This is a genomic window from Bacillus cereus group sp. TH152-1LC (assembly GCF_027710505.1).
Taxonomy (GTDB): domain Bacteria; phylum Bacillota; class Bacilli; order Bacillales; family Bacillaceae_G; genus Bacillus_A; species Bacillus_A mobilis.
In genome coordinates, this window is the sequence record NZ_JAQFNK010000017.1 from 80,140 (window position 1) to 93,732 (window position 13,593).

Sequence of the window (13,593 nt, forward strand, 5' to 3'; positions counted from 1 at the left end):
AGCAGCTTGATACATTCCAATTTACATAATATATTTACAGTTCATCTTCTTTAATATAATCTAAATGTCTTCTTCCCCAACCACACATACTATCTAACACGGTACTTACTGTTTTTCCATGCTCAGATAAACTATATTCCACTTTAGGTGGTATTTCTTGATAAATCTCGCGTTCTATTAGTTGATCTTGCTCTAATTCCCGCAATTGCTTCGCTAAAGTCCCTTGAGATATATCTGGTATCAATCGCTTTAATTCACCGAACCGTTTTGTTCCGTCTGTTAATAATATAAACAAAATGAGTGGTTTCCATTTCCCACCGATTATTTGTAGTGTTGCTATTACTCCTTTTAACTTCGGTTCTTGTAAATCCATTTTTCACACCTCTCCTCTGACATCACAAATCTTTTTTCGCATTGCATATCCGCAGGAAAAGTAATTCGTACGAAATATGCGACTATGTACATAAAAAGTGCGTACTTTTCACTTGCTATCTTTTAGCGAATAATAAAGACATAACAGCTTTATTTTAAATTTTTTATTAAAGGAGTCGCTTAAATATGTCTATTACTACATTAAAAGGTAGCCGTATCGTTATCATTGGTGGAAGTTCTGGTATTGGGTTTGCAACAGCACAACAAGCAATTGAACAAGGCGCACATGTTATTATTGCAGGAAAATCCAAAGAAAAATTAATGATTGCTCAAGAAGTAATTAAAAACAATCATCTTCAGACTTATGTATTGGATAACCAAGATAAAAACCAATTACAAGCGTTTTTCAAGAACATTGGGGATTTTAATCATTTGTTCACACCAGGAGCTTCTTACACACTTGGACCAATAACCACTACAGATGATATTGCCGAAAGTAGCTTTATCGGAAAATTTTGGCCACAATATTATGCCGTAAAATATGCAGTTCCTTTTCTTGTAAACTCTGGATCTATCGTATTAATGTCCGGTGCATTTAGTCAAAGGCCACTTAAAGGTGCGCCTGCTTACGGAGCTTGTAATGGTGCTATTGAAAGTTTAGGGAAAGCTTTAGCTGTTGAGCTAGCTCCAATTAGAGTTAATGTTGTTTCTCCTGGAACAATACAAAGAGAGAATGAACGAAATGTAAATAGACTAGCTTCTTATGAAACTTATAAATCTCTATCTCTTGTAAAACGACCTGGGCACAATGATGAAATTGCGCATACTGTACTATATTTAATGCAAAACAGTTTTTCTACAGGTAATGTATTGTTTCCTGATGGAGGATACACTTATCATTAAATTATTTATAACAAAAGCCACTTATTAAGGTGGCTTTTGTTATAAATTTAGAATCTGCTGAAGCAATACAGGATCCTCTTTTAAAAGTTCTGCTAAAAACATAAGTTGCGGAAAAGGTTGTAAGATTAAATCTTTATTCATTTTTTCTTTCAGTATAGCCATTCCACCTTGTTTAATATAATCGTTTAGTGTTATTCCCTTACTACAAACTAGCCTAATATCACTTACTGAAAGCAATAATAACCCGTTCGTTTCAGAGGATGGAGTTGGTTCATTTTCTGAATGTGCCATATACATAATAGATAAAGTTTCATCTGGGCTATCAATAATTAATATTGGATTGATTTCATTTTCTACTCTTATTTTCTTTGATTGTGCATTCCAATTCTCTTTATAATATGTACTTGGTGAACTGAATATTGCAATATCGATAGCAGCTTCTTCTTTCACTTCTCTTTTAGCAGTTTCTACTGCTGTTTCATCGGCTTCTTTATGCCCCCCCAGCCTTACTACACCTAATGTACCCCCTTTACTCGTTGGACCAACTTGAAAAACAAATAAATTTTTATAAACTACATACGCACCAGCTGTTCGCATATTCTTATCTATTTGTATCAACATTTTCCCTCCTAACGATCTTCGAATAAAATAGTTTACTATAATTTTATTATGTATTTAAATTATCTTCAATCCAACACGCAGCATCAAGTAGGTTTTACGCTATATACTCAGGTACTGTTTCTTTCTACGAATTTCTATACTTTGTTAATGAGCTTTCTCCCCATCCTGTTCGTACTAAAATCTTTTTCATAATACTGCCTTCATTTTTATTTCCTCCTTTAGATTTTAAAATACCTCTAAAAAGTAGGATTCATCAAAAAATTAAAGAATGCTATATATAACAAGTATTGGACGGATGATTTTCAAATTCCTCTATATAAAGCGACTTGATCCATCCAGTATGCAATGACGCATTTTAGGATTTCCACATACTTATTCCATTAGCTATGCCACCGGGAACATTAGTAGATCGTTTTTTTCAGCTTGCAATCATTTGCTGTAGCTACTTTTACTAAATTTATAACATTATGTACCCGATAAGAAAACTATAATGAAAGGAAGTTATATGAATGTTTGATTGGTTAATTGAAATAGATGAACCAAAATACTCGGTATCAAATATAGATGAAAATTTTCATATTAAAAAAATTCCAACAGTCTCATCAACACCTAATATAAGTCCAATTTGCCAACTTTTCAGTGGCATGGATGTCATACTTGAAGAGGACGTTTATACGTCCTTTCCCATTACAAATGACGTTACTTTAAATATAGTTAAAAATGAATTAACCCCTCATTATAAAGATGTGAAACAAGTTTTTATTAATAATGAATTACATGAAATTTTCATGATAGGTTTAAAGGAAGAATCAAAACAAACTCTAAAAGAACTTCTAACTAACGGTATATATCCTGTAGTGCCTGATTTATACCGAAGCCGTTCTTTTAATAGAACTGTCGGTAGAAGAACATTAAAATATTATTCTGTACTATTCGATTGCATTGATCCGATGTTCTTAAATGAAACTCAAGAAATAGCATATTTCCTCAAACATTCATTCTTTCAAAAAGAGGGTTCCATTTCTTTAGTACCAACAGGTTGGTTTTTAAAAGAGTCATTAAAGGATTCCATTACACTCCGCTCATTTTGTACATTTGCAAATAAAATTGTACTAATAGTTGACGAATCGAATCAAGAAGTAATTTCTCTTGATATTTACGGATAAATTGATAAATGGCTAACGTCAGGAAGATGCGGATTTACAACGATAAGGAAACTCCAAATTAAAAAGCCCAACTTTTCTACAAATCAAAATAGAGAAATTGAGCTTTTCAGTTACTTCAGTTACTTCATTTATTTATTGAATTCATTAACTGGAAGAAGTATTCAGGTTTATGAGTCTTATTTAGGTTATACCATGCATGTAATGTATCTGGTGTAAATACATCTATTTTTTTCAGTACCTCCATTGCAAATTCCAGAGGAGCTATTCCTGATGCAGTAACTATATTCGCATCAGATACCGCAGATTCCAACTCATAGAACTTTTCTCCATTATAGTTAGGACATACCATTTTAGTATATTCTAAGTTATTACTTGTATGCTTTCTAGCATCTAAGTATCCCATATTCGCAAGGCCCTCAGTTGCGCCACAAATTGCAGCAACAATAGTACCAAGCTTTAAAGCTTGGCCAATTCTTTCCAAGATAGGTTGATGAATTTCTTCACTCCAAGTAGTCCCTCCTGGTAAAATTAAAAGATCTTTACTCTCAAAAGTACATTCATCAAGCGAAATATCTGGTTTTATGCTCAGTCCTCCCATAGTAGTAATCATTTCTTTATTAGTTCCAACTGTAATTACTTTTAAAGGTGCTAAATCTTTTTTGAAATATCTTCCTGAGTTTAATTCAGCAATTAAATATCCATATTCCCAGTCCGACATTGTATTAAATACATATAGAAATGCTTTTTTTGTTTGCATCCAATAACACTCCAATCACAATTTATATAGCTATTATAATATAACTTCCCTGACAGTTAACGTCAGGGAAGTTATCATACTTGATGAAATTTTATTAATTCCGAAAGAACTTCAATAAGTCTTTTCTTAAGACTTATTGGCTCAATAACTTTAATAGATTTATTGTACGGTAAAAGTAAATAAGGTACATATGTATGTAATATATCTTTTTCAAGAAGAAAAACTGCTTGATTTGAAGTCCGTTCTTGTAAATAATGTCCTAAAAACCAATGTTGGCAAATATCAGCCAATACACTTTTATCCCCATTAATAACCAAAGAAATAGTCCCTTCCTTATCTTCTATAGTTGGAAGAAGACCATTTATAAAAAAGTCACGTGCTGAAAAATTTTCTGGTCGGTTAAACTTATTCTCTGTAAGCATTAGACTTTCAATTCGATCTACTCTAAAACTACGGATATCATTCCTAAGATGACAAAATCCAATCACATACCACTTATTATTCCAATAGATAATTTTGTACGGATCGACCAATCTATAATTTAATTGCTTTTCGCCACTTTTATGGTAAAGAATTTTTACTGAGTAGCCGTCAGCTATGGCCTGCTCCAACTCCTTCAAAAAAGGTTCCATAGAGAGTGAACATAATCGACTTATTACTTCAAGACTAGCTAAATGTTGATTTATCTTTGTTTCCTGTTCTTGATTTGAGTATTTACTTAATTTTGAAATGGCCCTATTTAGTGCTTCACCTCCATAATATCCGGCTTCTTCTGCAAAAACAGCAGCGTGAAATAGTGCCGTTTGCTCCTCAAAATCAAAAAAAAGAGGCGCCTCAATAAAATTGTTCAATAAAGTGTATCCACCGTTATGTCCTGATTCTGAAATTATAGGTACGCCACTTGTTGAAATTGTATCAATATAACGATACACAGTCCTTATATTCATCTCTAACTTTTCTGAAATTTTTTTTGCAGTAATTTTTTCACCTGAACGAAGCATCCATAGAATCGCTAACATATTGTCAATTTTAGGCATATAATTCCACCTCTATATGAAATTTATTTTCTATTATATATTTCCTATTTTTAGTATAACTCATCAACTGTTCCTTCCCATAGCTTTCTATATAATGAAGCCCTAGACACATTTGTAATTTCACAAATTTGATTTACAGTCATATCTCCCTCTTTATAAAGCTTTACTGCATAATTCATTCCTGCATGATTTTTATAGTACTTCTTTAACCGACCTTTACACTTTCCTTCTTTTTTAGCTAATTCAATTCCCTCACGCTATCGCATATGGATAAGATCACGTTCTAATTGGTTTACACCCGCCATAACCGTAATTATTGCACCATATTTCACCTTTAGGCTGGGAACATATTAATTTGCTAGAAGAATACCATTTTAATTCGGAGAAAGTGATCTCATTAGATTCTTTAAGACCACTGAAGCTTTCTTAACATTATTAAAAACGAGAGAATCGTCAGGACAATAGGCTTAGCGTTGTAAACCCGCATTTCCCTGACGGTACCTACAAAGAAAAAAGGCATATAATTAATGCCTTTTTTCTTTATCATCATTTAACTGGATAACAAACTTCTGTTACCCACTTATTAGGATCCGATTCCATCGCTGGGCTCACATGATATATATTAAACATCGGGCCTGCTAATTCGTAACCTTCAGTCTCAATCCATTTTGCCGCAGCCTCATTTACAGCTGTCATTTGTTCATAACTTCCATTAACCGTTATGGAAGCTACATGAGTTGATTCAATATTCTTAAATGTGACGTGTTTTGTATTTTCGTGCTTCCCTAAAATACTTAACTGTATTTCTACATCTACATCATTTTCTTTGTATTCACGATCATGGAAAACTGCAATACTATAACTCGGATGGGCAATACTAGTATCTTTCATTTGTATTTCTTGCATTAATATACCCCATAAATCCCCTTCGCGATTATATGATGGAATAATCTTTCTAACACTAGCGACATTTCTTTCTGGAATTTCTTTTATTGAAACATGATAGTTCATCTCAACTACATCCTCTCTCATCGATTTCATAGAAGCTTCAAGAAGACGTAATTGTTTTTGGAGGCCATCCATTTCATCCTTTATTTGAGCACTACGATTTTCAAATCGTGATTTTATTACTTCCATATTTTCACTTGCAACTATTTCTTTAATAGTTGCAATATTAAATCCCATATCTTTTAATGTTTGAATTTGATTTACTTTCTTTAGCTGTGCTGCTGAATAATATCGATATCCACTTTGTTCATCAACTTTTACTGGTTGTAATAATTCCACTTTATCGTAGTGTCTCAACATACGAATACTAATGGAAGATAGTTTTGAAAAGTCCCCTATTTTAAACATATTTTCCTCCCATAAATTACATCTACTTCGAAGCTCAACTTCATCTTAAACAATGACATCGTGTGAGAGTCAACTGTTTATAACACTTGAATTATATTTCTTTAATTATTTCCCCTTATACTCTCTTCCGTCTTAAGGCTATAAAGATTGATATTAATCCGTTCACAACTAATAAAGTTACTATAATATTTGTAAGAAAGGCTACATCTGCCGCAAACATTTTAATTGTTTTCCATGGTGAGCTTGTACTATAAGTAAGAAGCGGGATGAAAATAATAGATAATAGTAGAAATAGATTTCCTACAAATAACCAAGTTAGTTTTTTAACATTTTTCTTATGCCTATACTTTTTAACAAACATAATTGGCGAAATGAAAAGTACGAGTATAACTATCGACATAACAATTTGTGTAAATGGTATGTTTCTAGGTGGATCAATTGGTTCTTTTCCATTCAAAATACTAATAACCCCATTTTTCAACACTGATAACGCTGGCTCTTCTAATACATGATTTTTATTTGTTAAAATCACACCACCCCAGCCACTTTTATTTAAAATAAATAATTCTGCACGGGCATCAGGCGTGGATCCTGAATGCCAAATCATCGTTTCGCTTTCATTTATATTTGTTGTTCTTACTCCAAAACCATAACTTTTTTCTGAATTTATTTTATAAAGTGGGGACAGATAAAGATCCATGTTTTCTTGCTTTAAAAATTGAGCATCCTCTGGCCGATTCAAAAACATAATATATTGAATCATATCTTCTAAATTTGCAGTAATATAGCCATACGGTGCCCCTGCATTATCATAGGACACTACACTTTTTCTTGGTATGCCAAACCACGACTGATAACCTGTTAAATAACCTTTTTCATATGCAGTTTCTTTACTTGCTGCTGCACCATTCATATGTAACGGCTGAAAAACATGCTTTTCCATATATGATGAATACGTTTCATTTGTGACCTCTTCAATAAGAGCACCTAAAACAATATAATTCGCATTACTTATATTGATATTTTTCTCCTGGTGAGGCATTTAATTTTACATTTAAAAGTTTCTTTACATTTTCTTTTAAAGCTGAAGAACTTTTGGATTGTATATCTGATAATGCCAAACCTTCGTATGTGTTTATTCCGCTTGTATGAGTTAGTAGGTTTCGGATCGTTATAGTGGAGGTTAATTGATTGTCTTTTAATTTAAACCAAGGAAGGTGTTGTTGAACTGAATCCTCTAATTTTATTTTTTTATCTTCAATTAATTTCAATATAGCTAAAGCTGTTAAAGATTTACTTATTGAGCCAATTGCGAATGGTGTTTTACTAGTTACCTTTTTTTCAGATTCTCCAGTAATCCCTATCGTTTTTGTGAAGAATACATCTTTATTGTGTACAATTGCAACAGAAGCTCCTGGAATGTTCTGCTCCTTTATAAATTTTTCAATATACTTATCCAATGCAATTTTAATATTTTGCTGAGCATAAACTTTTGAATCTGTAATACATAACATTAATACATTACAAAGAATATAAATTAGAGACATTTTATAGAGCGTATTCTTCATTATGCTTTAGACAGCTTTCTTTTTTTATAACTTACTAAACTAATAAATACTGCTACAGAGATCATAAAACTAATCATTATTAATAATGAATTCCACCATTGATTTTCTGAAATACGATATAAAAGATTATACTGGAATGTAGTTTTACTATTAGTTAGATTAAATGATCCAGTTAAAAATATTGTGAATGTAGTTTGCGAGATGAGGTAAGTAATAATTGCGATGAATATGCCGCGTAAGATAGATGTGTTTAATTTCCCTTTTTCATTTTTAAGTTGTTTCATTTTAACTTGTAAATCAATTTCATTTATTTCTAAATAATCTTGAACAAATAATTGAGGTGTACCTAAATCATCTATACTATCTTCACCATGTTCACGACATTCTTGAATATGTTCTAATATTTGTCGCTTAATATTTTTCTTTTCTTCTAAACTAATATCGTATTGCTTTAATTCCTTAAGTACGTCTGTTAAAAATTGCTTTTCTTTACCTATCAATCTATTCCTCATTTCAGAAGCTCTCCTTTCAAACCGCTTTTTAATAATGTTTGAATATCTGATTGCAATTCTAACCACTCATTAATTTTCTTCTCAAGACGTATTTTTCCACTTTCATTAATTTCATAATAAATCCTAACTTTACCACTTTCTGTTACTACTTGATAAGTATTAACCCACTCTTGATTTTTCAACTTAGTTAATATGGGGTAAATACTTCCTACTCCTTTCAATTTTAAATTGTTTACTTCGAGTTCTTTCATAATCTCATAACCATAACTTTTCTTTTTCGACAAAATAGATAATACACACATTTCTAAATGACCTTTAATTAAACTTGTTCTGTCCATAGGATAAATTTAACAGAAATATATACTTCATTCAAGTATATATTTCTGTTAAATTTAAAAAATCAGATAAAAAAAGATTAATAAACAAATAATATCAATCACAAATTTTTTCACCCCTATTTATCACTTTTATAATATAATAATTACATAATATATCAATCGTTTAACCATTTTATTTGTTTATCTCTCCTTCCTTAATACTTCTCTCCTGGTAGGAAATATTGTATGCGGGACATAAAAATACTAAAAGATCCAATTTCTTAATTGTGACATTAAGAAATTGGATCTTTTCATTACCTTATAATAATCAAACTGCGTTATTATTAACATTATAAAGAATATACGTTTTATATAAGTTATGTTAATAACACTTTAACTAATAAAACTTTATTGATTACCCTCAAGACATTCATAAACCGCCATCATATCTCGTTTATCTAATTCGCGAATGCGATTAAAAATTGGTATGTGCACAACAGCCTCTGTTAATAAGCTTTCATCCACAACATCACTAACTTTTCCAGTTAACCATGTTTGTACATCCACGTCCTCAACAACTTCTTTTAACCCTTCGTCATTAATACCAGTTGCATTACAAGTTACACATGGGATTGTTAATTTAAAGACACCATCATGTAAATTATCTTCAGTTATAACTTTCTTTCCGTTACAGAATGGACATGGATTACTTTTTTTAATTTTATTGATTTGGGTAACTAACTTTTTGTATCCAAACGCTTCGTATACATACGTAAGTTTTTTATATTTACCATTTGTGAAATACTTATCTATAATGTTTTCTCTCGTTTCATAAACATTAGGGAAATCACAAACAGTTACTCGATTATTAATACTAATGGATTCGATATTTCCTTTTATTTCATCCCAGAATGGTAAAACATTTTGTAACACCATTTCATAGTTTGAAAAGCTTGCCTGTTCTAATTCAAACATTTTCAGTGCAACTTGTGCTTTTCTTGGCAATAAAGAAACATCTTCTGTCAATTTCATATCGCCACCAACTATAGACTTTAATTTATGAAGTGCAGGTAAATCACCGACTATTTTCAACACTTCATCAACTGGTTGATTGATCATTTCACGAATATCAAAGTTACCAAATTTAAGGGGTTTATGATGCTTTAAAACCGTCCCCTCACAAATTGGACATGTCATTATTTTTTTAGAAGACTTAATTTCTTCTTTAATAGCTGCTTTTGAAATAACAATATATCCACCAATAATCGTATTAAATCCTACCCATGTTCTGCGTGTCTTTCCTTTTTTATCATAAAATGATTTTTCAAAATATCCGTACCAAAACGTATGCTTTTCTTCTTCTGACATATCATTATAGCTCTTTGATAAATCGTGACCAAGCTCATTTTTTATTTCTTCAAATAGAAATTCTATTTTTTCATATTGATAAAATTTTAATACTTTCATGATTTCCGGATCAAATAAACCGTCCCAAAATAGAACATTTTTATCTTGAATTGTAATCTCTTTATCGAAAACTTCAATTTGAAGACGTCCAGAACAAGATGGACAATGATTGTCCTGTGAATAGAAATCAAAACTTCTCGTATCTTTATTAGTTGGATGAGCAGCTACAATATGATTAATTAGTCCACCAATCTCATATAAGAAACTATATTGACTATATAAATGTCTTTCAAGATCAATGGCAACAACAGGTGCAATTGTATCAGATTCATATTCGCCATAAATTAAACGGGCCATTGATGATAAACTTTTTAAAATACCACCCTTATAAATATTTTCCGCATTTTTAAAATAGTTAATATGATTTTTTTCTAAATAGTGAACGCCTTCTTTTTGTTTAAGTGCTGAAGAAATATGTATTTGCTCAGCATTATTCACAATGCTTTTTTGACGATAATAATCTTCATGACTTACTACATCAAGATGCTTTATAGATTCAAGCTGTCTTTTCCCGAAATCTACAATATAATCAGAGCTTTCTAACATGTAGCTATTATGTTCAATCATAATGATAGAGACTGATTCATCTTGCAATATCCCTCTAACACTAGCTATAAATTGATTTAAAATATTTTGTGATAAACCTTTTGAAGGCTCATCAAAAATAAATAATGTATGTGGATTTCTAGTGTTTGCAAATAACTCCGAAACTAAATGAACACATTGAAACTCACCTGTTGATAATGTTTGTGTTTTTCGTTCTAACGTTAAATAACCAAGTCCTAATTTAATTAGTAGACTCAAGCGTTTATACGCAATATCTTCATTTGGGAGTTCATCTATAATATCCTCAATCGAACGTTCAAAAATATCATCAATTTCTTCGCTATACTTTGTTAGTTTCTTTTTAATATCTAGGAAAGTGGCTACAGTTGATCGACTTGTAATGGATTGATTTCGATCTTGTCCTACCATAACTAATTTATCTTTTGGATATCGTTTCATGAAATCTGTAGCTAAACATTCATTGACAAGTGTAGATTTCCCACATCCAGATTCTCCTGTAACCGTTACAAGCCTATTTTTAGGAATTTGAAACTCCGCCATCTGGATATTACGGCAATATAATTCTTGGAATGTATAATATTCTGTTGGTACTTCTTTATTTAGATCCGACAGTATTGGTTTAGGTCTTGGTGATTCTTTCACAATTTCCCCACCATATTTTCCGCTACCAGGTCCAAAGAACAATTGCTCATCTGTTTTATCCAGTACTGTATCTGAATGATCAATAAGCCAAATTTGATTTTTACACCCTAACTGTTTAATCTCTCCTAATATTTGTACTAATGTTTCATGATCAAGTCCAACTGAAATCTCATCAATAATAATTACAGCATTTTCACTTACTGCCATGAATTCAGCCAAATAAAGTCGTGTTAACTCTCCACCAGACAACGTACCCATAATTCGATTTAATGTTAAATAACCAATGTTCATATTAATTATATTTTGCAGTATATGTTGCTTCGCTTCACTAATATTTAACTCTTCCGCTAACGAAAGAATAGACTCAACACTTAAATCATTAATATTTGAAATTGTGTGTGGTTTAGCAAATAAATCTATAGTATGTTGTTCGATTTCTTCGTTATAACGTTTTCCCTTACATTTTTTACACTCAATATTTTTAGTAGTACCACGGCCTTTACAACCAGTACACCAACCTAACTGATTATTAAACGAAAAAACCTCAGGGGAAAGATGAAATACTTCGGCAAGTTTTTCGCGAACTTCAGTAAATACACCAGTATGAGTACCTATCGTTGAACGTGGGTTGGAAGAAATCGATGACTTTCCTAGAAAAAGTACTAAAGGCATATCTTCCATCTTAATAGCACTAAAATTTGTTTCCATGATATTAGGAAATAAATATTGATATTCAGCCTTTGGCAATAAAGAAACTAATCGTTTTTTTGATTCTTCGCCAATCGTTTGACAAAAAGTTGTTTTACCCGATCCTGATAAACCGGCGATTCCAAACGACTTATTAAATGGAATAGCTGTATCTAATTTATTTATGTCATTAGCAATTAATTGATTTACTTTCATATTAACCTCTATTCTTATTTTTCATAAAAGTCATTTTTATAGTATAATAATTACACAATAAATATAATCTTTTACGTAATTACCCTCTTACTTCAAGGAACTTATCCTTATATATTTCAAACCACTGTTGCCATTCATCTTTAGAAAATTCTTTTTCTTCTCCTTCTAGAACGGAAGAAAAAAGATCTAAACAAATATGCCAACCTGCTATATCTTTCGGTGTATGATCTGTTAAATCATGAATGTATTCTTTAAGAAGTAAAAGATTACCATTTTCCTCTTTATGTATTTCAAATCGGACACGATCTTTATCCCAAGTAAATTCAAGCACTGCGTTTACTTGACACTCTAAAATATCAATATTTATAAATGAACCGTCCATCATGTCAAACTTGATTATTCCACCTGTTTTAAGGCTTTCAATCTGTAAATTAGACATCCATTTTTTAAGCTTACTGTTTTCTGTTAAAACAGACCAAATTTCCTCTAGTGTATATGGAAATGTGCGTTCAAATTTTACAATGTATCCATCAGTTAGTTTCCCAATTTCAGCTATCATATTAATTGCCTCCTTGTACAGAATGTATGTTCTTACTTCATTTTACACGAATATAAATATAAAATAAATATTTATATCACGGAAGTATTAATTTAAAGTTAATGGCGCTGCAAAAACTTAAAAATTTTCTAAATCAAGTTATATTATGTTGAGAATGAAATATCAAGTATGTCCATTTCCTTATTAAATATAAACTTACGCAAAAAAAGCCGCATTTGCGACTTTTGAAATGATAGAATTTACTCTTGTTTTTGTTGAGTGATTTAGCGCTTAATCGCATCGACAATTAGCGATGGAAAACCAAGTTTATCGCCTTTATTTCTAGAATCATACCTTTTAGAACGGAAAATAACACCGTCGTTTGCATCCCATTCGTTGTAATAAAACTGACCATTTTCATCACAATATTCAAGTAAAACTACCTCAAATCCAGCAGTTTCAAACATTTTCGTTAATGTTTTATAATTATAAACGATTTTATGACTTGCTGCTGGATGATCTTTCGGACCTGGTCCGCCTATTTGAACTATATTTTGGTATACTTCGTCTTGGAAAAACGCATCAGGAACACCGCACCGAATGTGTCCTGCTGGCTTTAAAAATTCATAACAAATTTCTGCTGCTCTTACACCTTCTTCAAACGTAAGGTGTTCCCATACATGCTCAGCTAAAATAGCTGAAATAGAATTGTATTCAAATCTTTCTTCCCACGTAGCTTTATCTAATAAGTTAAGCTCATCTTCTTGCGTTTGTATCCAACCTGGATTATTATTAAACATTCCAGCTCCGACTACTACTTTAATTTCGTCTTGTTTTATTGCCAACAGTTTCACCTCATAGACATTT

At 31.4% G+C, this 13,593-nt stretch carries 12 protein-coding genes and 2 pseudogenes; 2 read left to right on the forward strand and 12 right to left on the reverse strand.

Annotated features, from left to right (window positions below; all coding sequences use genetic code 11):
• Positions 1-34: 34 nt before the first annotated feature.
• Positions 35-373 (reverse strand): winged helix-turn-helix transcriptional regulator, encoded by a 339-nt coding sequence (locus tag PDL00_RS26415; RefSeq protein ID WP_242250508.1) that lies wholly within the window; start codon positions 371-373, stop codon positions 35-37.
• 185 nt (positions 374-558) lie between these two features.
• Between PDL00_RS26415 and PDL00_RS26420 the strand changes: the two genes are divergently transcribed.
• Complete coding sequence (locus tag PDL00_RS26420) at positions 559-1,275, forward strand: SDR family oxidoreductase (RefSeq protein WP_242250507.1); 717 nt, start codon at positions 559-561, stop codon at positions 1,273-1,275.
• A 39-nt stretch (positions 1,276-1,314) separates the two neighbouring features.
• Here PDL00_RS26420 and PDL00_RS26425 read toward each other — a convergent pair whose 3' ends face one another.
• Positions 1,315-1,893 carry an NUDIX hydrolase gene (locus PDL00_RS26425; RefSeq protein WP_242250506.1) on the reverse strand — a complete coding sequence of 193 codons (579 nt, stop codon included), beginning with the start codon at positions 1,891-1,893 and terminating at the stop codon, positions 1,315-1,317.
• 512 nt (positions 1,894-2,405) lie between these two features.
• Here PDL00_RS26425 and PDL00_RS26430 point away from each other — a divergent pair.
• Complete coding sequence (locus PDL00_RS26430; RefSeq protein ID WP_242250505.1) at positions 2,406-3,062, forward strand: hypothetical protein; 657 nt, start codon at positions 2,406-2,408, stop codon at positions 3,060-3,062.
• A 124-nt stretch (positions 3,063-3,186) separates the two neighbouring features.
• Here PDL00_RS26430 and PDL00_RS26435 read toward each other — a convergent pair whose 3' ends face one another.
• From PDL00_RS26435 to PDL00_RS26480, 10 genes and pseudogenes are all read right to left on the reverse strand, one after another.
• Complete coding sequence (locus PDL00_RS26435; RefSeq protein WP_270732239.1) at positions 3,187-3,819, reverse strand: type 1 glutamine amidotransferase family protein; 633 nt, start codon at positions 3,817-3,819, stop codon at positions 3,187-3,189.
• Between the two features lie 74 nt (positions 3,820-3,893).
• A complete protein-coding gene (locus tag PDL00_RS26440; protein WP_270732241.1) occupies positions 3,894-4,856 on the reverse strand; it encodes a helix-turn-helix transcriptional regulator in 963 nt (320 codons plus the stop codon).
• A gap of 50 nt (positions 4,857-4,906) precedes the next feature.
• A pseudogene (locus tag PDL00_RS26445) lies at positions 4,907-5,173 on the reverse strand (recombinase family protein); the annotation flags it as partial.
• 229 nt (positions 5,174-5,402) lie between these two features.
• Positions 5,403-6,212 (reverse strand): MerR family transcriptional regulator, encoded by an 810-nt coding sequence (locus PDL00_RS26450; RefSeq protein ID WP_270732242.1) that lies wholly within the window; start codon positions 6,210-6,212, stop codon positions 5,403-5,405.
• 115 nt (positions 6,213-6,327) lie between these two features.
• A pseudogene (locus PDL00_RS26455) lies at positions 6,328-7,780 on the reverse strand (serine hydrolase domain-containing protein).
• A complete protein-coding gene (locus PDL00_RS26460) occupies positions 7,780-8,292 on the reverse strand; it encodes a hypothetical protein (RefSeq protein WP_270732244.1) in 513 nt (170 codons plus the stop codon). Before PDL00_RS26460 ends, PDL00_RS26455 begins: the two are co-directional and overlap by 1 nt.
• Positions 8,289-8,594 carry a PadR family transcriptional regulator gene (locus PDL00_RS26465; RefSeq protein ID WP_316251378.1) on the reverse strand — a complete coding sequence of 102 codons (306 nt, stop codon included), beginning with the start codon at positions 8,592-8,594 and terminating at the stop codon, positions 8,289-8,291. The genes PDL00_RS26460 and PDL00_RS26465 overlap by 4 nt, the downstream gene beginning before the upstream one ends.
• Positions 8,595-9,017: 423 nt before the next feature.
• A complete protein-coding gene (locus PDL00_RS26470) occupies positions 9,018-12,188 on the reverse strand; it encodes an ATP-binding cassette domain-containing protein (RefSeq protein WP_270732246.1) in 3,171 nt (1,056 codons plus the stop codon).
• A 79-nt stretch (positions 12,189-12,267) separates the two neighbouring features.
• Positions 12,268-12,747, reverse strand: a complete 480-nt coding sequence (locus PDL00_RS26475; protein WP_270732247.1) for an SRPBCC family protein — start codon at positions 12,745-12,747, stop codon at positions 12,268-12,270.
• 263 nt (positions 12,748-13,010) lie between these two features.
• Positions 13,011-13,571, reverse strand: coding sequence for a class I SAM-dependent methyltransferase (locus PDL00_RS26480; protein WP_270732248.1), 561 nt, complete (start codon positions 13,569-13,571; stop codon positions 13,011-13,013).
• Positions 13,572-13,593: the final 22 nt, after the last annotated feature.